This window comes from Pseudomonas sp. P110(2024), from assembly GCF_057480795.1.
Window position 1 is genome coordinate 169,770 of sequence record NZ_JBLIYT010000006.1, and the last position, 21,538, is coordinate 191,307.

23 protein-coding genes, 1 pseudogene and 1 riboswitch are annotated in these 21,538 nt (G+C 63.9%); of the genes and pseudogenes, 11 read left to right on the forward strand and 13 right to left on the reverse strand.

Going from position 1 to position 21,538, the window contains the following annotated elements; all coding sequences use genetic code 11:
* Positions 1-21 precede the first annotated feature (21 nt).
* Positions 22-1,908: a DUF1302 domain-containing protein gene (locus AC25ND_RS11380; RefSeq protein ID WP_062364621.1), complete on the reverse strand. Its 1,887-nt coding sequence runs from the start codon at positions 1,906-1,908 to the stop codon at positions 22-24.
* Between the two features lie 331 nt (positions 1,909-2,239).
* Positions 2,240-3,922, reverse strand: coding sequence for a fatty acid--CoA ligase (locus AC25ND_RS11385; protein ID WP_062364623.1), 1,683 nt, complete (start codon positions 3,920-3,922; stop codon positions 2,240-2,242).
* Positions 3,923-4,111: 189 nt separating this feature from the next.
* On the opposite strand from AC25ND_RS11385, the gene AC25ND_RS11390 reads away from it, so the two are divergent.
* The 3 genes from AC25ND_RS11390 (at position 4,112) to AC25ND_RS11400 (ending at position 6,962) form a co-directional block, all read left to right on the forward strand.
* Positions 4,112-5,077, forward strand: a complete 966-nt coding sequence (locus AC25ND_RS11390) for a 2-hydroxyacid dehydrogenase (RefSeq protein WP_062364626.1) — start codon at positions 4,112-4,114, stop codon at positions 5,075-5,077.
* Positions 5,078-5,128: 51 nt separating this feature from the next.
* Positions 5,129-6,127 (forward strand): methyltransferase, encoded by a 999-nt coding sequence (locus AC25ND_RS11395; RefSeq protein ID WP_028689701.1) that lies wholly within the window; start codon positions 5,129-5,131, stop codon positions 6,125-6,127.
* A gap of 38 nt (positions 6,128-6,165) precedes the next feature.
* Positions 6,166-6,287, forward strand: a riboswitch (yybP-ykoY riboswitch).
* A gap of 90 nt (positions 6,288-6,377) precedes the next feature.
* On the forward strand, positions 6,378-6,962 hold the full coding sequence (locus AC25ND_RS11400) for a TMEM165/GDT1 family protein (RefSeq protein WP_182322530.1): 585 nt from the start codon (positions 6,378-6,380) through the stop codon (positions 6,960-6,962).
* A 73-nt stretch (positions 6,963-7,035) separates the two neighbouring features.
* On the opposite strand, the gene AC25ND_RS11405 is transcribed toward AC25ND_RS11400, so the two are convergent.
* Entirely contained in the window at positions 7,036-7,851 is an 816-nt protein-coding gene (locus tag AC25ND_RS11405) for a M48 family metallopeptidase (protein ID WP_028689521.1), read from the reverse strand.
* A gap of 1,235 nt (positions 7,852-9,086) precedes the next feature.
* Here AC25ND_RS11405 and AC25ND_RS11410 point away from each other — a divergent pair.
* Together AC25ND_RS11410 and AC25ND_RS11415 are read left to right on the forward strand one after the other, a co-directional pair.
* A pseudogene (locus tag AC25ND_RS11410) lies at positions 9,087-9,290 on the forward strand (HAMP domain-containing protein); the annotation flags it as partial.
* Between the two features lie 111 nt (positions 9,291-9,401).
* Positions 9,402-10,145 (forward strand): methyl-accepting chemotaxis protein, encoded by a 744-nt coding sequence (locus AC25ND_RS11415; protein ID WP_425049134.1) that lies wholly within the window; start codon positions 9,402-9,404, stop codon positions 10,143-10,145.
* An 18-nt stretch (positions 10,146-10,163) separates the two neighbouring features.
* Here the strand turns inward: AC25ND_RS11415 and AC25ND_RS11420 are convergent, their stop codons facing one another.
* The 3 genes from AC25ND_RS11420 to AC25ND_RS11430 are packed head-to-tail and all read right to left on the reverse strand — an operon-like array spanning position 10,164 to position 11,242.
* Positions 10,164-10,784 (reverse strand): SOS response-associated peptidase, encoded by a 621-nt coding sequence (locus AC25ND_RS11420; protein WP_186596420.1) that lies wholly within the window; start codon positions 10,782-10,784, stop codon positions 10,164-10,166.
* 15 nt (positions 10,785-10,799) lie between these two features.
* Positions 10,800-11,060, reverse strand: a complete 261-nt coding sequence (locus AC25ND_RS11425) for a putative signal transducing protein (RefSeq protein ID WP_028689518.1) — start codon at positions 11,058-11,060, stop codon at positions 10,800-10,802.
* Positions 11,060-11,242 (reverse strand): CPXCG motif-containing cysteine-rich protein, encoded by a 183-nt coding sequence (locus tag AC25ND_RS11430; RefSeq protein ID WP_010225771.1) that lies wholly within the window; start codon positions 11,240-11,242, stop codon positions 11,060-11,062. Before AC25ND_RS11430 ends, AC25ND_RS11425 begins: the two co-directional genes overlap by 1 nt.
* A gap of 125 nt (positions 11,243-11,367) precedes the next feature.
* On the opposite strand from AC25ND_RS11430, the gene AC25ND_RS11435 reads away from it, so the two are divergent.
* Entirely contained in the window at positions 11,368-12,534 is a 1,167-nt protein-coding gene (locus tag AC25ND_RS11435; RefSeq protein WP_028689517.1) for a 1-acyl-sn-glycerol-3-phosphate acyltransferase, read from the forward strand.
* Between the two features lie 40 nt (positions 12,535-12,574).
* Here AC25ND_RS11435 and AC25ND_RS11440 read toward each other — a convergent pair whose 3' ends face one another.
* Complete coding sequence (locus tag AC25ND_RS11440; RefSeq protein ID WP_062364632.1) at positions 12,575-12,835, reverse strand: hypothetical protein; 261 nt, start codon at positions 12,833-12,835, stop codon at positions 12,575-12,577.
* A 158-nt stretch (positions 12,836-12,993) separates the two neighbouring features.
* Between AC25ND_RS11440 and AC25ND_RS11445 the strand changes: the two genes are divergently transcribed.
* Positions 12,994-13,200 (forward strand): hypothetical protein, encoded by a 207-nt coding sequence (locus AC25ND_RS11445; RefSeq protein ID WP_028689515.1) that lies wholly within the window; start codon positions 12,994-12,996, stop codon positions 13,198-13,200.
* A gap of 81 nt (positions 13,201-13,281) precedes the next feature.
* Here the strand turns inward: AC25ND_RS11445 and AC25ND_RS11450 are convergent, their stop codons facing one another.
* Positions 13,282-13,866: a YajG family lipoprotein gene (locus tag AC25ND_RS11450; protein ID WP_011532230.1), complete on the reverse strand. Its 585-nt coding sequence runs from the start codon at positions 13,864-13,866 to the stop codon at positions 13,282-13,284.
* A gap of 139 nt (positions 13,867-14,005) precedes the next feature.
* Here AC25ND_RS11450 and AC25ND_RS11455 point away from each other — a divergent pair, with 139 nt between their 5' ends.
* Both AC25ND_RS11455 and mqo read left to right on the forward strand, forming a co-directional pair.
* The gene (locus AC25ND_RS11455) at positions 14,006-14,239 is read left to right on the forward strand and encodes a hypothetical protein (protein ID WP_028689514.1); all 234 of its coding nucleotides are present in this window, start codon (positions 14,006-14,008) and stop codon (positions 14,237-14,239) included.
* Positions 14,240-14,844: 605 nt separating this feature from the next.
* Positions 14,845-16,350: a malate dehydrogenase (quinone) gene (gene mqo, locus AC25ND_RS11460; protein ID WP_028689513.1), complete on the forward strand. Its 1,506-nt coding sequence runs from the start codon at positions 14,845-14,847 to the stop codon at positions 16,348-16,350.
* 55 nt (positions 16,351-16,405) lie between these two features.
* Here mqo and AC25ND_RS11465 read toward each other — a convergent pair whose 3' ends face one another.
* The 4 genes from AC25ND_RS11465 to AC25ND_RS11480 form a co-directional block, all read right to left on the reverse strand.
* Positions 16,406-16,696, reverse strand: a complete 291-nt coding sequence (locus tag AC25ND_RS11465; RefSeq protein ID WP_028689512.1) for a PA4642 family protein — start codon at positions 16,694-16,696, stop codon at positions 16,406-16,408.
* Between the two features lie 70 nt (positions 16,697-16,766).
* The gene (locus AC25ND_RS11470) at positions 16,767-17,237 is read right to left on the reverse strand and encodes a hypothetical protein (RefSeq protein WP_062364634.1); all 471 of its coding nucleotides are present in this window, start codon (positions 17,235-17,237) and stop codon (positions 16,767-16,769) included.
* A 99-nt stretch (positions 17,238-17,336) separates the two neighbouring features.
* Positions 17,337-17,810 (reverse strand): WbuC family cupin fold metalloprotein, encoded by a 474-nt coding sequence (locus AC25ND_RS11475; RefSeq protein ID WP_236247747.1) that lies wholly within the window; start codon positions 17,808-17,810, stop codon positions 17,337-17,339.
* A gap of 2 nt (positions 17,811-17,812) precedes the next feature.
* Positions 17,813-18,370, reverse strand: coding sequence for a hypoxanthine-guanine phosphoribosyltransferase (locus AC25ND_RS11480; RefSeq protein ID WP_062364638.1), 558 nt, complete (start codon positions 18,368-18,370; stop codon positions 17,813-17,815).
* Between the two features lie 165 nt (positions 18,371-18,535).
* Between AC25ND_RS11480 and upp the strand changes: the two genes are divergently transcribed.
* Entirely contained in the window at positions 18,536-19,174 is a 639-nt protein-coding gene (gene upp, locus AC25ND_RS11485; RefSeq protein ID WP_028691132.1) for a uracil phosphoribosyltransferase, read from the forward strand.
* A 2-nt stretch (positions 19,175-19,176) separates the two neighbouring features.
* Positions 19,177-20,451: a uracil-xanthine permease family protein gene (locus AC25ND_RS11490; RefSeq protein ID WP_062364640.1), complete on the forward strand. Its 1,275-nt coding sequence runs from the start codon at positions 19,177-19,179 to the stop codon at positions 20,449-20,451.
* 60 nt (positions 20,452-20,511) lie between these two features.
* Here AC25ND_RS11490 and hemH read toward each other — a convergent pair whose 3' ends face one another.
* Positions 20,512-21,525, reverse strand: coding sequence for a ferrochelatase (gene hemH, locus AC25ND_RS11495; protein WP_486972139.1), 1,014 nt, complete (start codon positions 21,523-21,525; stop codon positions 20,512-20,514).
* Between the last annotated feature and the right edge of the window lie 13 nt (positions 21,526-21,538).

Below are 21,538 nucleotides of genomic sequence, written 5' to 3' on the forward strand. Positions count from 1 at the left end.
TGTCGTCCTGGATCAGGTTTCTTAGAAGTTCACGCCGAAGCTGAGGGCGACAAAGTCGCGGTCATCCACGGTGGTGTACTTGCCATCGAAGAAGTTGGTGTACGACAGGCTCGCCGTGTAGGTGTTCTGGTACTCGGCGTCCAGGCCAAGGCTGACCGCCTTGCGGCCTTCCTCGAAGTTGCCGCCTGGGCCAGGGGAGTAACCCGAAACGTCGTGGGACCAGGCCACGCTGGGCTTGAGGTTGACCCCTGCGAAGACGTCGTTGTAATCCCAGATGGCGCGCGCACGATAGCCCCACGAGGTGCTGGTAGTGAAACCGTCACCCTCGCAATTGCGCGTCAGGTTGGCAGACGAACTGCCCAACCCGGAGCCACCGATGGTGCTCGTGTTGAGCAGACGGCAGGCATTGCCAGGCAGGTCACCCGGGCCGTAGACCGGGTCGCGACCATAACGGGCCTTGTCACGGCTCTCCAGGCCACCGACGTGGGTGACACCGACTTCACCGACAAGGGTCATGCGGCTGGCACCCATGACCTGGTCGAAGAAGTGGGTGAAGGTGGTCTGAAACTGGGTGATTTCCTTGCGTTTGTAACCGTGAAGGTCTTCTCCTGGCTGGCCGTTCAGTACCGAAGCATTGCCGAACAACGGCCCCCCCAGTGGTTTTACACCAGCAAACAGGATGTCAGTACTGTTCAATTGCACAGGCGCGTTGGGGCGGTAGCTGATCTCGCCGCTCCAGGCGGTGCCGGTGGGCAAGGTGGTGGAGAAGCTGAGCCCGTAGAGACGGATGTCTTCCGGATACTCGACGAAGTATTGCGAGTTACCCGCCACGATCAGCGGCGCGAGTGACCGCAATGCCGCTGGCAGCGCAGCTGCGCGGGCAAAGGTCGCACGCGAGGCACCGGTGGCACTGAAGATAGGTGCCCGGCTGTGGTAGTTCATGAAGTACGCGCCGAACTCGGTGTCCAGCGGCTCGTACATGTAGCGGAACGCGACGCCCCATTGACCACTGTCACGAGCGTCACGGTCGGCGCCACGGCGAACCAGCACGCCCTCCTCGTTGTAGTTGACACCATTGGCGGCCAACACTCCCCGCGCTGCTGCTGGCAAGGCATTGAGGGTACGGCTGCTGTTCAGCACACGCAGGTTGTCGGTGCAACCGTCGGCGATGATGTCGGGCTGGGAGAAGAAGGTGCCGCAGTTGTCGACGACCGTCTGATCCCATTCGATCTGGTAGAAGGCCTCGGCCGACAGGTTGTCGGTCAGACTCTGGGAGACATAGAACATGTTGACCGGGATCAGGCCTTCCTTGATCTCGGAACCCGGACGTCGGAACGCGGATACATCAATCGGGTTGATCGAGTTGATACCGCCGCCGATGAAGGTGCTCTCACCCCAGCTCACGACCTGCTTGCCCAGGCGCACCGAGCCCGGCAGATCGGCAATGGAGTAGTTGTGATAGACGAAGGCGTCGAGCAGTTCAGCGCCCGAGGACTTGGCGCCTTCCTTGCGGTTGGAGTCACTGATGTCCTTGAACTCGCGGTTTTCATCCTTGAGCTCGAAGTCGTACCAGTACTTGCCGCGAACGAACACGCCAGTGTCGCCGTACTTGAGTTCCAGGTCGTGGATGCCCTTGAAGATCTTCGAGAAGGTCTCGCCCTTCTTGAAGTTCAGGTGACCATCGTCAGAGGTCTGGGACAGGCCGTTGCCGCCGTTGTTGACCCCGATGAGGTTCTTGTTGGGGTTGGCAGTCGACCAGCTGGCGCCAACGGAGAGCGACGAGTCGAACTGGCCTTCGATTTCACCGATGTTGAAGCTGACCGCGAAAGCAGGACTTGCGAGCGTAGAAGCGAGGCTGACGGCCAGGGGCAGTTTCGCCCGGCGCCAGAACAGGTTTGCAGATGTCATCGACGCTACTCCATGTACTTTTTTGTTATGGCAGTGAGTCCTTTCAGAAACGGCTCGAGCGCCTGGTGAAGCAGGCTCCTGCCCGTGGCACCGCGCATTGGCGCGTGGTGCCCTCCCCCATTCCTGAAAATCCCCTGACCCGACTATAGCCAGCGGTCACAGGTGCTTGATCCCTCTAAAGTGTGATTTGCGCGTCCTGCTTGCGGCCCACCCCGATCGGCCGGCCTGCGCGCTGGCAGTGCTCAAGCATGGCTCAATTCTAGCGATTGACAAGGCGACATGCTGTCTAGCCTGCGGGGTCGCGCTGGAAAAGGCGCGACCCGCGCCTGGGTTACAAGGTGGAAAGGAACGCGCTGTTACTGGCCTGCCACTGGCTGATATCCACGCGGATACGCTTCTTGTCGAGCTTGCCAACACTGGTCTTGGGAATTTCAGTAACAAGGGCGATCTGGCTGGGAATCGCCCACTTGTTGATGTGCCCTTGTTCGACGAAAGGCTTGAGGTGTTCCTTGAGCGCACGGGCATCGATGCTCTGCCCCTCACGCACCACCAGCAGCGCGAACGGGCGCTCGCCCCACTGCGGGTCGGGGACCCCGACCACCGCCACCTCACGCACCGACGGGTGCCGGCTGACCAGATCCTCAAGGTCGAGCGAAGAGATCCATTCGCCACCGGTCTTGATCACATCCTTGATGCGGTCGCGGATGTCGATAAAGCCCATGCCGTCCAGGGTGGCGACATCGCCGGTATGCAGCCAGCCACCCTGCCAGAGCTCCTCGCCCTTCTCCGGCTCGCGGAAGTAGCCCATGGTCAGCCAGGGCGCGCGCAGCACCAGCTCGCCCTGGGTTTCGCCATCGGCGGGCAGGAAGTTGCCACTGCCATCGACGATGGCGGCTTCGACCAAAGGCACCGGCACGCCAGCCTTGATCCGGTAGCTGGTGCGCTCATCCTCGCTGCCGGCCTGCAACTCGTCGTTCAGGTGCGCGGCGCTGATCAGCGGGCAAGTCTCGGACATGCCATAGGCGGCGGTGAGCTGGATGCCGCGAGCCAGCGCCGCCTGGTACAGGGCCCGGTTGAGCGCACTGCCGCCGATGATGATCTTCCAGCCGCCAAAATCCTGGCCGGCCGCCGACGGGCAGTTGAGCAGCATCTGCAGGATGGTCGGCACGCAGTGGGAGAAGGTGACCTTTTCCTCGCGCCACAGCCTGATCAGCATGTCCGGCTCGTAGCGCCCCGGGTAGACCTGCTTGATGCCCATCATGGTCGCCGCGTAGGGGATGCCCCAGGCGTGCACGTGGAACATCGGCGTGATCGGCATGTAGACGTCGTTGCTGCTCAGCAGCCTGACGCTGTCCAGGCTGCCCAGAACCGAGGTTTCGGCCAGGGTGTGCAGCACCAGCTGGCGATGGGTGAAGTACACCCCCTTGGGATTGCCGGTGGTACCGGTGGTGTAGAAGGTGGTGGCTACCGAATTCTCGTCGAAGTCAGGGAAGTCGTACTGCGGGCTGGCCGCGGCCAGCAGGAGCTCGTACTCGCCCACCAGGTTCGGCAGGTCGGCGGTCTTGTCCGGGCCATCGGTCAGCAGCAGGGTCTTGTCGACCGTGGTCAGCTGCCCGGCAATGGCCTGGTAGAGGCCGATGAAATCGCTGTTGACCAGCACGAAACGGTCTTCGGCGTGGTTCATGGTGTAGAGAATCTGCTCGGGCGACAGGCGCACGTTGATGGTGTGCACCACCGCGCCAATCATCGGGATGGCGAACATGCACTCCAGGTAACGGTGACTGTCCCAGTCCATCACCGCCACGGTGTCACCGGCCTTCACACCGGCCGCGGTCAACACGTTGGCCAGGCGGGCGATGCGCTCGTTGAGCTGCGGGTAGGTAAGGCGGACCTGGTCGCGGTAGACGATCTCGCGGGTCTTCTCGTAGCGGCTGCCGGACATCAGCAGGCGCTTGATCAGCAACGGGTATTCGTAGGCGCCCTCGGCGGGCTTGATGATGCGAGTCTGCAACATGGGTATCCCTTTTCTTCAATACGGGCAGAACGGTTCAGTAATCCACTGTAGTTCGGTGACGCACCGGTCAAATCAGCCGAAGGAATGATTTGCGCCCGCGAGGTATGAGTGCGGACGGCACCGTTGACGAATGGCGCCGGCGGACCAGACACTGCGTTGATGCCCGCCGCCCTACCACCGGAGCCCCCGATGCCCAGCCCACGTCGCGCCGTGTTTCTCGATCACCAGTCACTGGACCTGGGTGACCTCGACCTTTCACCGCTGCAGGCGCAGTTCGATGAACTGCAACTGTGCGCCACCACCACTGCCGATCAGGTCGCCGAACGCCTGCAAGGCGCCACGGCGGTGATCAGCAACAAGGTGTTGCTCGATGCCGCCACACTGGCCGCCGCCCCTGACCTCAAGCTGATCCTGGTGGCCGCCACCGGCACCAACAATGTCGATCTGGCCGCCGCCCGAGCCCAGGGCATCACCGTGTGCAACTGCCAGGGCTACGGCACGCCGTCGGTGGCCCAGCACACCCTGGCCCTGCTGCTGGCCCTGGCCACGCGCCTGTGCGACTACAACCAGGCGGTCAAGGCCGGGCAGTGGGCCAAGGCCAGCCAGTTCTGCCTGCTGGACTTCCCCATCGTCGAGCTGGAGGGCAAGACCCTCGGCCTGCTCGGGCATGGCGAGCTGGGCGGCGCGGTGGCGCACCTGGCCGAGGCGTTCGGCATGCGCGTGCTGAGCGGGCAGATTCCCGGCCGGCCCGCCCGCGCCGATCGCCTGCCGCTGGACGAACTGCTGCCACAGGTCGATGCCCTGACCCTGCACTGCCCGCTCAACGAGCAGACCCGGCACATGATCGGCGCCAACGAACTGGCCCTGCTCAAGCCGGGGGCACTGGTGGTCAACACCGCCCGCGGCGGGCTGATCGACGAACAGGCCCTGGCCGATGCCCTGCGTAGCGGCCACTTGGGCGGCGCCGCCACCGATGTGCTGAGCGTCGAGCCGCCGGCCGAGGGCAACCCGCTGCTGGCGGCGGACATCCCGCGCCTGATCATCACCCCGCACAGCGCCTGGGGCGCGGTGGAATCGCGCCAGCGCATCGTCAGCCAGTTGGCCGAGAACGCCCAGGCCTACTTCGCCGGCCAACCGCGGCGAGTGGTCGGCTGATCCGCCGACGCCTCTGCTACACTGCGCCACTTTTTTCAGGAGGCGTCGTCCATGGACCCGCGCAGTGAAGTGTTGCTCCGCCAGGCAGAGCTGTTCCAAGGCCCGCTGCTGATCGCCGGGGCCCAGGCCGACGGCCTGCTCGGCCAACTGCCCGGCGCCCATGGCTGGACCTGGCATGCCGGCGACCAGGCGCTGCTCGAGAGCCGCTTCGCCGGGCGTAGCCACTATGGTGTCGAAGTGCCCGAGGTGGCCTTCGACTCCGCCGTGCTGTTCCTACCCAAGTCCCGCGAGCTGGCCGCCTACCTGCTCAACGCCCTGGCCTCGCGCCTGGGTGGTCGCCAGCTGTACCTGGTGGGGGAAAAGCGCGGCGGCATCGAAGGCGCGGCCAAGCAACTGCAGGTGTTCGGCAAACCGCGCAAGCTCGACAGCGCCAGGCACTGCCAGCTGTGGCAGGTAACCGTGGATAACCCCCCTGGGGCCACGCCACTGGAAAGCCTGGCCGAACGCTTCGAACTGCCGCTGGCCGATGGTCCGCTGCAAGTCATCAGCCTGCCCGGGGTGTTCAGCCATGGGCGCCTGGACAAGGGCACCGCGCTGCTGCTGGACCACCTCGACGGCCTGCCCAACGGCCATGTCCTGGACTTCGGCTGCGGCGCCGGCGTGCTCGGCGCCACGATCAAGCGCCGTTATCCGCAGAGCCGGGTCACCTTGCTCGATGTCGATGCCTTCGCGGTCGCGGCCAGCCGCCTGACCCTGGCGGCCAATGGCCTGGAAGGCGAGGTGATCAGCGGCGACGGCATCGATGCCGCGCCGTCGGATCTGGACCTGATCCTGAGCAATCCGCCGTTCCACACCGGTGTGCACACCGACTACCAGGCATCGGAAAACCTGCTGAAAAAATCAGGCGAACATCTGCGAAAAGGCGGAGAAATGCGGCTGGTAGCCAACAGTTTCCTGCGCTATCAACCACTCATCGAAGGCGCCCTGGGCAATTGTGAAATCCGAGCCGAGGCACAAGGCTTTCGCATCTACCGGGCGACGCGTGGATAAAAACAGGGCTTGCCGAAAGCGTTTCGCCTAGGCAGAATCCGCTCCGTCCTAGGGGAGTAGTCTCCCGCGAGCACCCTGCTCGCCCGGTACGCGTCAACACACTTGGCCCACAGGCCATGGCGCGTGCGACCCACGATCTGCGCAGACAGATCCAGGGTTTGACAAGACCTATGACACGCACACCTTACCCGGGGCGGGGAGGCTGTACGTGTCATAGCCGTGTCGACCCGCCCCCGTAGGAATCCTGATGCTGGAATCGTTGCTCGTCCCCACCGCCATCGTTGCCCTCGCCGAAATCGGCGACAAGACGCAATTGCTCGCGCTCATCCTCGCCGCACGCTTTCGCAAGCCCTGGCCGATCATCGCCGGGATCATCGCCGCGACCCTGGCCAACCATGCCGCCGCCGGCGCCGTGGGCGCCTGGGTCAGCAGTTTTTTCACCGAGTCGGTGCTGCACTGGATTCTTGCCGCGAGCTTCACCGCCACCGCGCTGTGGACACTGGTACCGGACAAGATGGACGATGACGAAACCAGCAACGCGCGCCGCTTCGGGCCGTTCGTCACCACGCTGATCGCCTTCTTCCTCGCCGAGATCGGCGACAAGACCCAGGTGGCCACGGTGATGCTGGCCGCCCAGTATCCGCACCTGATCATGGTCATCATCGGCACCACCCTGGGCATGCTGATTGCCAACGTCCCGGTGGTCCTGGCGGGTAACTTCGCGGCGGAGAAACTGCCGCTGACGCTGATCCGTCGCCTGGCGGCGACCGCGTTCATCGTGCTGGCCATCGTCGCGGTGTATTCGGCGATGAAGACCAGTGGCTGGATTGGCTGATCGCGCAGGGGACTTTACCCCTCGTGGGAGCGGCGGTGCGCCGCTCCCACGTTTTGCATGCAACCCCGGCGGCTTACTGCTTGGCCGCTTGATACAACGGCATCACCTTCGGAATCGCCGCCTGCAGCGAAGCGATCCGGCTGCTCGACGCCGGGTGGGTGCTCATGAACTCCGGCGGCGCCCCCTCGGACGCCTTGCTCATCTTGTTCCACAAGGTGATGGCGGCGTTCGGGTCGTAGCCGGCGCGGGCAGACAGTTCGAGGCCGATCAGGTCGGCTTCGTTCTCGTTGGCCCGGCTGTTGGGCAGGGTCATGGCGTAGTTCACCACGGTATCGGCCATGGCCATGCTGTCCTGGCCCAGGCCGAAGATCGCGCCGGCGCCCTGGCGGGCCATTTCCACGCCATAGGCCTTGGACATCGCTTCACGGCTGTGCTCGCGCAAGGCGTGGGCGATCTCGTGGCCCACCACCGCGGCAATCTCGGCGTCTGTCAGCTTGAGCTGGTCGATCAGGCCGGTGTAGACGATGATCTTGCCGCCCGGGCCGCAGTTGGCGTTGAGCTCGTCGCTCTTGATCACGTTGACTTCCCAATTCCACTGCGCGGCATCCGGCCGAAACTGTGGTGCCTGGGCAATCAGGCGCTTGGCAATGGCCTGCACGCGCTTGGCATCATTGCTTGTTTTGTCCAGCACGCCCTTGCTCGACGCCTCGCCGAGGGTCTGCTGGTAGGACTGGGCGTACATCTGGTTGACCTCATCGGTCGAGAGCATGCTGAACATGTACTGCTGGCGCTGGACGCCCACGGCACCGCCACTGGTGGTATTGACCGCCTGGCAACCGCCGAGCAGGACGCTGGCCGTCAGCATGCTGACAACGAATGACTTACGCATGAAAACACTCCCTATTTACGTGCCGCGTATCCTAGGCCCAGACGTCCGCGCCTGCCAGAGCCACAGGTAAGATTTCTGACAATCCCCTCATGCTTTGGTATTAGCCCGCCGATAACACTCGGTAACGACCTCCTTGCGCGCGGAGCTTTGCCATGAAGTTCAAGTCGATCCAGTTTTCCGTGGCCGCCCTGGCCGGTGCCATCGTGCTGAGCATTGTCGCGGCCCTGGTGCTGTACGCCGTGTATTCGGGGCAGCGGACCCAGACGCTGGTACAACAGCGCACGCAGCAGCAGTTCGAGACGGTCATCGAACAACGCCTCTCGGCCCTGGCCCGCACCCAGGTCAGCGAGATCCAGCGCGGCCTGGAAGCGCCCCTGGCGATCGCCCGCGGCCTGGCCACCGGCAATGCCATGCTCGGCATGCAGGGCGCCGACGGCCAGCCACTGATGCGCGTCGATCGCGAACACCTGATCAACCAGCTCAAGCGCACCGTGGAGGTCAACCCGAGCGTGCTGGGCGCCTACCTGGGCTGGGAGCCGAACGCCCTCGACCATGCCGATGGCCGCTACGTCGGCAGCCACCTGGTGGGTATCGACAGCGCCAGCGGGCGCTTCCTGCCCTGGTGGTTCCGCAATGGCGACGGTAGCCTCGGCCAGGACAAGCTGGCCGATGTCGACGACCGCACGGTGCTCGCCACCGGCGTGCGCGCCAGCGAGTACTACCTGTGCCCCAAGGAGTCGAAAAAGGCCTGCGTGATCGATCCCGCGCCCTATAAAGTGGGCGACAAGATGGTCATGCTCGCCTCTTTCGTCGAGCCGATCATGATCGACGGCCAGTTCCAGGGCATGGCCGGCGCCGACCTGTCGGTGAACTTCATCCAGGACCTGCTCAATGCCGCCGACCGCCAGCTCTATGAAGGTGCCGGTGAACTGGCGCTGGTCTCCAGCAACGGGCGCCTGGTGGCCTACACCCGCGATCCGGCCAAGTTCGGTGAAAAGGCCGGCGACGTGCTGGACAGCGACGAAGCCAACACCCTCAATAACCTGAGCGGCGAGGCGCTGCACTATGAAGTGGACGCCACCAAGGACCGCATCGAGCTGTACCTGCCATTCAAGATCGCCGGCACCGACGCACGCTGGACTTTGCTGCTGGAGCTGCCGCTGAGCACGGTCATGGCCGACGTCAACCGCCTGCAGCAGGACCTGGCCGAACAGCGCCGTACCGATATCGCCGGTATGACCGTGGTCGGCCTGGGCATCGCCGCGCTCGGCCTGCTGGTGATCTGGCTGCTGGCCCTGGGCATTGCCCGCCCGCTCAAGCAGATGGTGAGCATGCTCGACGACATCGCCCAGGGCGAAGGCGACCTGACCCGGCGCCTGCAAAGCGACCGGGCCGACGAACTGGGCGCCATCGCCAAGGGCTTCAACACTTTCCTGGCCAAGTTGCAGGCGATGATCAGCCAGGTGGTCAGTTCGGTACAGAAAGTCAGCGACTCGTCGGAACACACCGCCGACATTGCCATCCGCACCAACCAGGGCGTGCACAAACAGATGGCCGAGATCGACCAGGTGGCCACCGCCGTGCACGAAATGACCGCCACTGCCCAGGACGTGGCGCGCAATGCAACGCAGGCGGCACAGGCCGCCAGTGAAGCTGACCGCGCCGCCAACCAGGGCCTGGACATCGTCCGCGATACCTCGCACTCGATCAGCGAGCTGGCCACCGAGATCGGTCGCGCCGTGACCGTGGTCCAGGACCTGGCCCGCGACAGCGAGAACATCAACGCCATCTTGGTGACCATCCGCGCCATCGCCGAGCAGACCAACCTGCTGGCGCTCAACGCCGCCATCGAGGCGGCCCGGGCCGGCGAGCAGGGCCGCGGTTTCGCGGTAGTCGCCGACGAGGTGCGCAACCTGGCGCAGAAGACCCAGCAGGCCACCCAGGAAATCCAGCAGATGATCCAGCAACTGCAGCTGGGCACCCGCGAAGTGGTCAAGGTGATGGAAGACAGCCAGGACAAGACCGACATCAGCGTGCAGCAGGCCAGCCGCGCGGCCGAGTCGCTGGCCAGCATCACCCAGGCGGTTTCGGTGATCAACGACATGAACACGCAGATCGCCAGCGCCGCCGAGGAACAGAGCGCCGTGGCCGAGGACATCAACCGCAATGTGATCAACATCGGCCAGGTGGCCGGCGAAGTGGCAGGTGGCGCCGATGAGTCGAGCCAGGCCAGCGCCGAGCTGACCAAGCTGGCCGAGCAGCAGCGGCGGTTGATCAATCAGTTCAGGGTTTGATCCCCGGCCCGCCGTCACCTAGGCCGGAGTCAGGCACTCCGGCCCATTGAGCTTCGGATCGTTGACGAAATTCGCCAGCGCCCGCTCACGCAACACCGTTGGCGGCTTGGCCAGCAACTCGTGCAGCCTCGCCATCGGTGTTTCGGGGTCCAGCCACAGCGCCTGCTCGGCCTCGTCCAGGATCAGCGGCCGGCGCTGGCTCATCGCCGCTTGCGTCACCACCGCGCAACTCAGCCATGCCTGCTCCTGCACCGGGTAAACCTCCCACAGCGCGGCGAAGAACAGCGACGCCCCCTCCCCCGGCGTTACCCAGTACGGACGCTTGCGCGCCGTGCCGCGCCATTCGTAGAAGCCGTTGGCCGGCATCAGGCAGCGCCGCTGACGCAACGGCTCGCGAAACATCGGCTGCTCGGCGAGGGTCTCGGCACGGGCCTGGGCCGGGGTGCGGGACAGGTCGGTGAGCCAGGCCGGAGTCAGTCCCCAGCGCGCACCGGCCAGCTGCAGCTGGCCGTCGAGCTGGCGCTGGATCAGCACCGTGGCACCGGGCGAAATGTTCCATTGAGCCTGCTGGCCCGCAGGGAAGCCCGGCAAGCCGGCGAAGCTCTGGGACCAGCGAAACAGGGCGTAGCGTCCACACATGGGCGAAATCAAAACCTAGCAGATCAGGGTTCCGGGATAACTCTCCGGTTCGTCGCCGGCAAGCGGCTGGGCGGCATTGTACGCATCGATCAACTGCCGTGCGTACCCGGCCTGCTCGTCCGGTACCGCCAGCCCCAGCAAACCGTGCATCGGCAACTCGCCCACGGCGCCCATCAGGTCGCGCCCGACCAAGTGCACGTCGATGCCCTCGCTGGCCAGCATGCCCACCAGCATCTGCGCCTCCAATAGGCTTTCCGGGTCATAGATCCGTTGCATCAATCGTTCTCGCCATAGACATCGAGCATCCACTCCTCGCCATGCACCTGCAGCACGAAGCGGATAGGCTTGCAGCACACCTGGCAGTCCTCGATGTATTCCTGGTCGCCGCCGGACAGGTCCACCGTGGTTTCGACTTCTTCGCCACAATAAGGGCAATCGTAGATCGCAGTTTCCAGCATCGCGGCCTCCGGAGTGACTTGTGCGTATAATTGCCGGTCTGTTTACAGGGTCAGTGTGCGTCCGAGCCGTTTTTCGGAGCCCGCCCCTACCTAATTACCCTAGCCGTTTCCAACAAGAGAGCATGATGGGCGAATTCGATGCCATCCGACCGTACGACGACGCTGAGGTCCCTGCCGTTCTGGCACGCCTGCTCAGCGACCCGGCATTCCTCGATATCCTCACCCACTTCCGCTTCCCGCGCGCCGCGGGCGCCTTCGGCTGGCTGCTCAAACCGCTGATCGCCCGGCGCCTGCGCAAGGAATTCGCCGGCGTAAGCTGCGTGTCCACGCTGCAGGACAAGGTCGAGTACTACGTCGACCGCACCATCGACCGCGCCACCGATGGCGTCACCTACACCGGCGTCGAACAGCTCAAGTCGGGTACCGCCTACCTGTTCCTGGCCAACCACCGCGACATCGTCATGGACCCGGCCTTCGTCAACTACGCGGTGTACCACGCCGGCCTGCCGACGCCGCGCATCGCCATCGGCGACAACCTGCTGCAAAAGCCATTCGTCAGCGACATGATGCGCCTGAACAAGAGCTTCATCGTGCACCGCTCGATCAGTGGCCGCCGCGAGAAGCTGGCCGCCTATCAGTTGCTCTCGGCCTACATCAACCACTCGATCCGCAACGATTGCGTGTCGATCTGGATCGCCCAGGCCGAAGGCCGCGCCAAGGACGGTGACGACCGTACCGATTCGGCGATCCTCAAGATGTTCCACATGAGCCGCAAGGACGAGCCGTTCGGCGCGGTGATCCAGGGCCTGAACCTGATCCCGGTGTCGATCAGCTACGAATACGACCCCTGCGACCAGGCCAAGGCCCGCGAGCTGTACATCCGCGCCACCACCGGCAGCTACACCAAGGCGCCGGGCGAGGACGACAACAGCATCGCCCAGGGCATCACCGGCTACAAAGGTCGGGTACACATCAACTTCGCCCCACCGGTGAGCGACTATCACGAGGACACCAAGCAACTGGCCCAGGCCATCGACCGGCAGATCCTCGGCGGCTACCGGTTGTTCCCGGTGCACTACCTGGCCTATGCGATGTGGGCGCAGAAGGACGCGACGCTCGAGGTGCCGAGCGCGGAAAAAATCTTCCCGGCCGACGAACTGGCCAAGGCGAAGGAAGAATGGCAGCGTCGGCTGGACGCATGCCCCGTAGAGCATCAGCCGTACCTGGTACAGCAGTATGCGACGCCGGTACGTAACCAGTATCAGGTGAAGCGCCAGCCGGCATCGGCCTGACAAAACGCTTTGTCGAAGCGGGCGTGCCCGCTCCGACAAATCAGATCCAGGTACTGAACCAGGACAGCAGCAAGGCCATCGCCAGGCAGCAGAAGCCCAGGATGTAGTAATAGCGCGGCACCCGCTGCTCGAGGCCTTCAACCACGCCTTCATCCACCGCCAGACGCTCCCGGCTCAGCGCCTCGCGACGCCGGGCGCTGTGCAGCAGCAGCCCGCCAGGGCAGGTAATGAGCAGGGCCAGCAGGTTGATCAGCTTGGCCGGATGGGCGACCAAGAAGCCCCAGAGCATTTGCAACGACATTGCGCGACCTCGGCATCACGTACGGCAAAGCCCGGCATTCTACTCAAGCCCGGGATCGGTGCCGCCACTTTACGACCAGCTGTCATTTAATTTCATCTGTCACACGCTCGTCATGAGGGCAGGCCACCCTGTCGGCCTCTACCGAACCGGAGCTTGTCATGCTGCACGCCGAGAACCAGGACCGCCTCTACCTTGTCGCCCAGAGCGACGAGCAGCAGGCGCTGATCGACGGTTTCGCCATCAATGTCCAGGACCGCCAGTGGCTGGTGTATTGCGCGCTGGGCGGGCATGCCCATCAGGACCTGCCTGAGGTCGACCCATATACCGGAATCAGCCTGCTGGACTTCAATGTACAGGCTGCCTGAGCCGCGAATACGTACGCGAAGAAAATAAAAAAACCCGCCGCCTGGATGACCGGGCGGCGGGTTTTGTTCTTTACAGAAGCCTTACTCGCCCAGCACCTGGCCGACGGTCGGGTCCTTGAACAGACGGGTCAGGGCATCGCTGAGCACATCGCTCACCAGCTTGGTGTTGGTTTCCTGGTTCGGCGCCATGCCGAAGCGCTGGTCCAGCGAAGCACCGTAGCGGCCGCTGTAACGACGGTTGGCGTTGGACACGTCGGCACGGAAGGTGGCGCCGATGGTCGCCTCGGTCACGTACATTTTGTCCTTGGGCGACTGGTACTTGAGCTCGGCCAGGGTCACAGTCAACTGCGGCGCGTTGTAGGCGTTGGGCGTCGGGGTGAAACCGAGCAGGCGCACCGCCGCCTCGGCCTGGGCCTGCAGCTTGGGCACGACATCGTTGCCATTGACGGTGATGGTGCTGGTCTCGGGGTACATGCCACCACGAGTGCCGAGCGACTGCGAGGCGCGCCCGTCGACGACCTTGACCACCACCGGCTGGCCGTGACCGACCGGGGCCAGTTGCTGGGTAAGCTTGGGTTGCGGGCTGAGTTGCTGCGGGCTGTGGGCACAACCGGCCAGGCTCAGGCTGGCCACCGCGAACAAACCGACCAACAGACGTTGCAACATGCGCGTTTCTCCAGAAAAAGCGGCAAAGGCCCACAGTATACCCAGCGGCAAGCCACAAACAGCAACTGCCCCTGTGTCACAATCGTTTCATGCCCCCCGGTTACTCTGGCGCCAGCCCTCACACACAGGACTGACCGCCATGGCCTCGCTCTGGACCCTGCTCTTCCACCGCCCGCGCCACGCCACCTACGCCCGCCTCGACAGCGACGGCATCTGCCTCGGCTTCAAGCACTGTGCCACGCCACCGGGCAACGGCGGCTGGGTGCAGGTGAACGAGGCGCAACTGGCCTGGCTCGGCCGTCCGCTGCCAGCCAACGCCCGGGTTTGCGCCCATGCAACGCAGCGTTGGCAGCAACGCACCCTGTCGGCCTGACAAACGCTGCAATAAAAACCCAACAAGTACGCCCTTTCCGCCCGCGACATCGTTATAATCTCCCCCCGATTATAAGGACGTCTCCTGATCGGGCCCCGCATTCGCCGCTTGACCCCGGCACCCTCGACGCTTCGCCCACAGAGAGCCTTCCACTCAGGTCTTGCATTGGCTGTCGTGCCTGCTGTTTCCGGCCTTCTGCTTCGCATGAACCTGCGGGTTGCCATCGCGCAGTCCACTTTTGAGGTTCACGACTCCAAAAGAGCGTGAAAAAACGGTTTTTCACAACTTCACGAGAGTGTGGCGAGCAAATGAACAGTCTGGCATGTGCAAGAGCGGCAGATGTGTCCCGAACAGCCCTGAACAGACGGCAAAAACGCTCATCCCCGATGAGCCTCTGAGGCCGGTCCATAACGCACGACGGAGCACTTGACCATAAGTCGAATTGCCGCACCCGTGGCAAAGGGCGTTCAATAGCCGAACACCCAAGACTGATTGGCGGTGTCCGCGGAAGTTGCAAGAACTGCGAAGAGTCGGACATGGCGATCCTGGCCACCCCAGGGATCCTATGCTGTCAATTAGGTGCTGTAGATTGTGGAGACGCGTTAATGGCGCAGAACGAATCGGTTGATGTGGTACTGGTAGGCGCGGGCATCATGAGTGCCACCCTGGCCGTACTGCTCAAGGAGCTCGACCCGACCCTGAAGCTTGAGGTCATCGAGGCGATGGACTCCGGGGCCGCGGAAAGTTCCAACCCTTGGAACAACGCCGGTACCGGCCATGCCGGACTGTGCGAGCTGAATTACACCCCGCAGGCTGCCGATGGCAGCATCGACATCAAGAAAGCCGTGCACATCAACACCCAGTTCGAGGTTTCGCGCCAGTTCTGGGCGTACCTGAGCAGGAAAGGCAACTTCGGCTCGCCACGTGCTTTCATCAACCCGGTTCCGCACCTGAGCTACGTCGAGGGTGACAAGGGTATCGACTTCCTCAAGAAGCGTTTCGAGCTGCTCAAGCAGCACCACGCCTTCTCGGAGATGGAATACACCGAAGACAAGGCCGTGATGAACGATTGGATGCCGCTGATGATGCCGGGCCGCCCGGCGGACCAACGCATCGCCGCGACCCGCGTGATGAAGGGTACCGACGTCAACTTCGGCGCCCTGACCAACAAGCTGCTCAAGCAACTGGGCAACAGCCCGGACGCCCAGGTCAAGTACAGCAAGAAGGTCGTCGGCCTGCGTCGCAACGGCAGCGGCTGGACCGTGAGCATCAAGGACGTCAACAGCGGCGGCAGCCGCGAAGTCGACGCCCGTTTCGTCTTCCTCGGCGCCGGCGGCGCGGCCCTGCCGTTGCTGCAGATGTCCGGCATCCCGGAGAGCAAAGGTTTCGGTGGCTTCCCGGTCAGCGGCCAGTGGCTGCGCTGCGACAACCCGGAAATCGTCAAGCAGCACCAGGCCAAGGTTTACAGCCAGGCCGCAGTAGGCGCCCCGCCGATGTCGGTTCCGCACCTGGACACCCGCGTGGTCGATGGCAAGAAATCGCTGCTGTTCGGCCCATACGCCGGCTTCACCACCAAGTTCCTCAAGCACGGTTCGCTCATGGACCTGCCACTGTCGGTGCGCATGGGCAACATCGGCCCGATGCTGGCGGTGGCCCGCGACAACATGGACCTGACCAAATACCTGGTGAGCGAAGTGATGCAGTCGATGGAACAACGCCTGGAATCGCTGCGCCGCTTCTATCCCGAGGCCAAGGCCGAGGACTGGCGTCTGGAAGTGGCCGGCCAGCGCGTGCAGATCATCAAGAAGGATCCGAAGAAAGGCGGCATCCTGCAGTTCGGCACCGAGCTGGTCTCGGCCCAGGACGGCAGCCTGGCGGCGCTGCTTGGCGCATCCCCAGGCGCCTCGGTGACCGTGTCGATCATGCTAGAGCTGATCGAGCGCTGTTTCCCTGAGCAGGCCAAGGGTGCCTGGGCCGCCAAGCTCAAGGAAATCTTCCCGGCCCGCGAGAAGCTTCTGGCCAGCGATGCCGCCCTGTACCACAAGATCAGCGCCGACAACGACGAGGCACTGGAACTGGTGGAAAGCAGCCCGGCCAAGCATTACGCCTGATCCGGCCAAAACGAAAAAACGCCCCTCGGGGCGTTTTTTTGTGCCTGGACCTCTATCAGCCCCGGGCGTTATCGATGATCTCGATGTACTCCGGCGCATTGCGCTGGTCGGCGATCACCTCGACGAAGGTCTTGCCGTGCTCGTCCTTGCCGTCCAGGTCATAACCAGCCGCGACGAAGAAGCCCACATAACGCTCGAAATCATCGATGCGCAGGCCACGATAACCCTTGATCAGCTTGTGATGCGACGGCGAGGTCAGGCCATCGGCCGGCTCGAACTGCAGGAACGTCTTGATGTACTCGTCGCTGATCTCGTCACCAATCACTTGTTTCTTGTCTTTACGCATCGCCGACTCCAACTGGACCATCACGGACATTTTCGAAGGCCGGCAGTTTACCCCCCGAAACCTGCGGCCCTCAACGCGTACGTACGGTACCGGTGTGCAGGTCGGCCCAGATGTGGCCATTGGCGTAGGTGAGGAACTGCACGTACAGGGTTTCGTTGCGCAGAAGGTCCATGATCACCCGGTAGTCGGCCATCGGGTAGTTGAGGGTCAGGGTCCGGCTCTTGTCGTCATAGGCCGGCTTTTTCAAGCTCTTGCCGCCTTCGCCATCGAAGTTGAGCAACACCTGAGCGATGGTAGAACCCTTGCTCAACGGCTTGCCCTTCAGGCGCATCTGCAAGGACGAAGTGATCGGAATCGGTTGCTGGTCGGACTGGCGCTGGGTGCCCACCACCACGCTGTAGTCGGTGACCTGCAGCAGTTGCTGGCTGGCCGGAGCCTCCTGGCGCAGGGAGAGGTCGTCGGGCGGGAGGAACTGGCTGTGCAGCGGCGCAGCGGAAAGCGGCAGGCTTACCGCCAACAGGAGGGGAATGAACGCACGCATGTGGGGCTCCTTGGCATGAGCAGGCACTCTACGCACAGGCTCTGTCGGGGGGCAAGTCGCAGCAGCGAACCGCCACCCCCACGACAAGGGAGCGCAGGCTCAATCGAACTGCGCGCGCATCCAGGCGTGATACTCGGCAACGCCCGCTTCACCCTCGCGTGGCGCCCACTCGGCCAGCTCACCCTCGCCTACCGCACGGTACGGCCCGGCCTTGCACTCGAACATGATACTGTCGTCCTCCAGCACCACCAAGCCATGGTAGACCCCCGGCACCAGGTCGACGCCCAGGCAGTCGCCACCGGCCTCGAGCACACGCTTGTCGGTCAGCGCGCCCTGGTCGTCGAAAATCAGCAGGCCCAGGCGCCCCTTGAGCACGATCAGCGTCTCGGCCTTGTCGTCGCTCAGATGACGGTGCGGCTGGATATAGGTCCGCGATTGCAGCCCCACGGCCATGCGATGACACGGCTCATCCATCTCGTGGAAGTTGTGGTTCTGCCGACCGCGCGGGCTGGCGGTGGCCCGCTCTGCCAGCCCGTCGAACAACGACTGATCGAGGAACGCAGGCTGGCGCATGATCACAGCCCCTTGACCGCGAAGATACCGTTGGCGTTGCGCCAGTAACCCTTGTAGTCCATGCCGTAGCCGAAGATGTAGCGGTCGATGCATGGCAGGCCGGTGTAGGTGGCCTTCAGGTCCGGACTGGCCTTGCGGTCGTGGTCCTTGTCGATCAGCACGGCGGTATGCACCGCACGGGCGCCGGCGTGCTTGCAGAACTCGATGATGGCGCTGAGGGTGTGGCCCTCGTCGAGGATGTCGTCGACGATCAGCACGTCGCGGTCGATGAACGACACTTCCGGCTTGGCCTTCCAGAACAGCTCGCCGCCGCTGGTGGTGTTGCGGTAGCGGGTGGCATGCAGGTACGAGGCTTCCAGCGGGAACTGCAGGTGGGTCAGCAGCTTGCCAGAGAAGATCAGGCCGCCGTTCATCACGCAGAAGACCACCGGGTTCTTGTCGTGCAGGTCCTGGCAGATCTGCTTGCCGACCTCGGCGATGGCGGCCTCGACCTCGGCTTCGTTGTACAGGCAATCAGCCTCGCGCATCACTTGACGGATATGCTCGAGATCGGCGGACATGGCGCTCTCCAGGGGGTGCGTTTTGGAAAAGCGGGCAAAGGTACGCATCCGCTCGTCCCAGATCAAGCCTTTATGGACTAACGTGCACAATGACTGCACGACATCAAGGAATGAATAGATTAATCTAGCGCGGTTTTTTTGCCCGCCTCCCGGAGCCCTCCCCCTATGCCTACTCGTGAGATCCGCCATCCGCTGATCCGCCACAAGCTCGGCCTGATGCGCCGTGCCGATATCAGCACCAAGAATTTTCGCGAACTCGCCCAGGAAGTCGGTGCACTGCTGACCTATGAAGCCACCCAGGACCTGCCGCTCGAGACCTACGAGATCGACGGCTGGTGCGGCAAGGTGCAAGTCGAGAAAATCGCCGGCAAGAAGATCACCGTCGTGCCGATCCTGCGCGCCGGCATCGGCATGCTCGACGGCGTGCTCAGCCTGGTCCCCGGGGCCAAGGTGAGTGCCGTGGGCGTTGCCCGCAACGAGGAAACCCTCGAAGCCCACACCTACCTCGAGAAACTCGCGCCGGACATCAACCAGCGCCTGGCCCTGATCATCGACCCGATGCTGGCCACCGGCGGCTCGATGGTCGCCACCATCGACCTGCTGAAAAAGGCCGGCTGCAAGGAAATCCGTGCCATGGTCCTGGTCGCGGCCCCCGAAGGCATCGCCGTGGTGGAGAAAGCCCACCCCGACGTGCAGATCTACACCGCCTCGATCGACCAACGCCTGAACGAACACGGCTACATCGTCCCAGGCCTGGGTGATGCCGGCGACAAGATCTTCGGCACCAAGCAGAAGGACGCCTGATCATGCAGGACGGCTTCAACGACCCGCTCTGGCGTCAGGTCGTCTCGGGCGCGCAGATGCTCTTCGTGGCATTCGGCGCGCTGGTGCTGATGCCGCTGATCACCGGCCTCGACCCCAACGTGGCCCTGTTCACCGCCGGCATCGGCACCCTGCTGTTCCAGCTGGTCACGGGCCGCCAGGTCCCGGTGTTCCTGGCCTCGAGTTTTGCCTTCATCACCCCGATCATCCTCGCCAAGGGCCAGTTCGGCCTGGCCGAGACCATGGGCGGCGTGATGGCGGCAGGCTTCGTGTACACCTTCATGGGCCTGATGGTGAAGATCAAGGGCACCGGTTTCATCGACCGCATGCTGCCGCCGGTGGTGATCGGCCCGGTGATCATCTCCATCGGCCTGGCCATGGCGCCGATCGCCGCCAACATGGCGATGGGCAAGGCCGGCGACGGCAGCGTACTGCTGCCGTACAAGACCGCCATGATGATCTCCATGCCGGCGCTGTTGACCACCCTGATCGTGGCCGTGTTCGGCAAGGGCATCTTCCGCCTGGTGCCGATCATCGCCGGCGTGCTGGTGGGCTTCGCCCTGTCGTTCGCCTTCGGCGTGGTCGACACCGCCAAGATCGCCGCGGCCCCCTGGCTGGAGCTGCCCAACTTCACCGCGCCGGCCTTCAACTGGCAGGCCATCCTGTTCATCGTGCCAGTGGCCCTGGCCCCAGCGATCGAACACATTGGCGGTGTGATCGCGGTAGGCAGCGTGACCGGCCGCGACTACCTGAAAAAGCCCGGCCTGCACCGCACGCTGCTGGGTGACGGCCTGGCCACCACCGCCGCCGGCCTGTTCGGCGGCCCGCCCAACACCACCTACGCCGAAGTGACCGGTGCGGTGATGCTGACCAAGAACTACAACCCGAAGATCATGACCTGGGCGGCGGTATTCGCTATCACCCTGGCCTTCATAGGCAAGTTCGGCGCGCTGCTGCAGAGCATTCCGGTACCGGTGATGGGCGGCATTCTCTGCCTGCTGTTCGGCTCGATCGCGGCGGTGGGCATGAACACCATGATCCGCCACAAGATCGACCTGGCCGAGGCGCGCAACCTGGTGATCGTTTCGGTGACCCTGGTGTTCGGCATCGGCGGCGTGCTGATCGGCAGCGGCGACGGCCCGGACGATTGGGGCCTGAAGGGCATCGCCTTGTGCGCCGTGGTGGCCATTGCCCTGAACCTGATCCTGCCGGGCAACGATGGCTGGAAGAACAAGAAACTGGATGACCAGTTGCCTTGAGTCTTCATTGAAATCCTGGGGCCGCCTTGCGGCCCCTCGTTTCAAAGCCAGGCGAGTTTCTCAGACCTTCTCGCACATCCCCGCCAACACCCTCACCCACTCCGGGTGATCATTCAGGCACGGCACCAGCACCAGCTCCTTCCCGCCCGCCTCGATGAACTGCTCCTTGCCCCGATCGCCAATCTCCTCCAGCGTCTCGATGCAATCGGCGACGAACGCCGGGCACATAACCAGCAGCTTCTTCACACCCGCCTTGCCCAGCTCATCCAGGCGCGTCTCGGTGTAGGGTTCGATCCACTTTGCCCGGCCCAGGCGCGACTGGAACGACACCGACCACTTGCCGTCCGGGATGCCCATCTTCTGCGCGAACGCCCTGGCCGTGGCCAGGCACTGGCCGCGATAGCACACCGCACGCATCTCGGCGCTGGCGTCCTTGCAGCAGTCGGCGGCCTGGAAGTCGTGGTTGCCGGTGGGATCGAGCTTCTTCAAGTGCCGCTCGGGCAAACCATGGAAGCTCAGCAGCAGGTGATCATAATCCTGTTCCAGATACGGGCGGGCGCTAGCCACCAGGGCATCGATGTAGTCTGGGTGGTCGTAGAACGGCCGCAGAATGCGGGTCTGCAAAGGCAGCTTGCGCTCGGCGATGGTCTGTTTCGCCAACTCCACGACCGTGGTCACGGTGCTGTCGGCGAACTGTGGATAGAGCGGCGCCAGCGTGACCTTGCGCACCCCTCGCGCGGCCAGGCGCTCCAAGACTTCCGGCAGCGCCGGTTGGCCGTAGCGCATGGCGATCTCCACCGGCCCATGGGGCCAATGGGCCATCATCGCCTGCTGCAGACGGCGGGTCAGCACCACCAGCGGCGAGCCCTCGTCCCACCAGATCGAGGCGTAGGCATGGGCCGACTGCTCGGGGCGCTTGATCAGGATCAGCGACACCAGCAATCGCCGCACCGGCCAGGGCAGGTCGATCACGTACGGGTCCATGAGGAACTGGTTGAGGTAACGGCGCACGTCGGCCACCGAGGTGGAGGCCGGCGAACCCAGGTTGACCAGCAGCAGGGCGTGATCAGTCATGCAGCGTCCTATG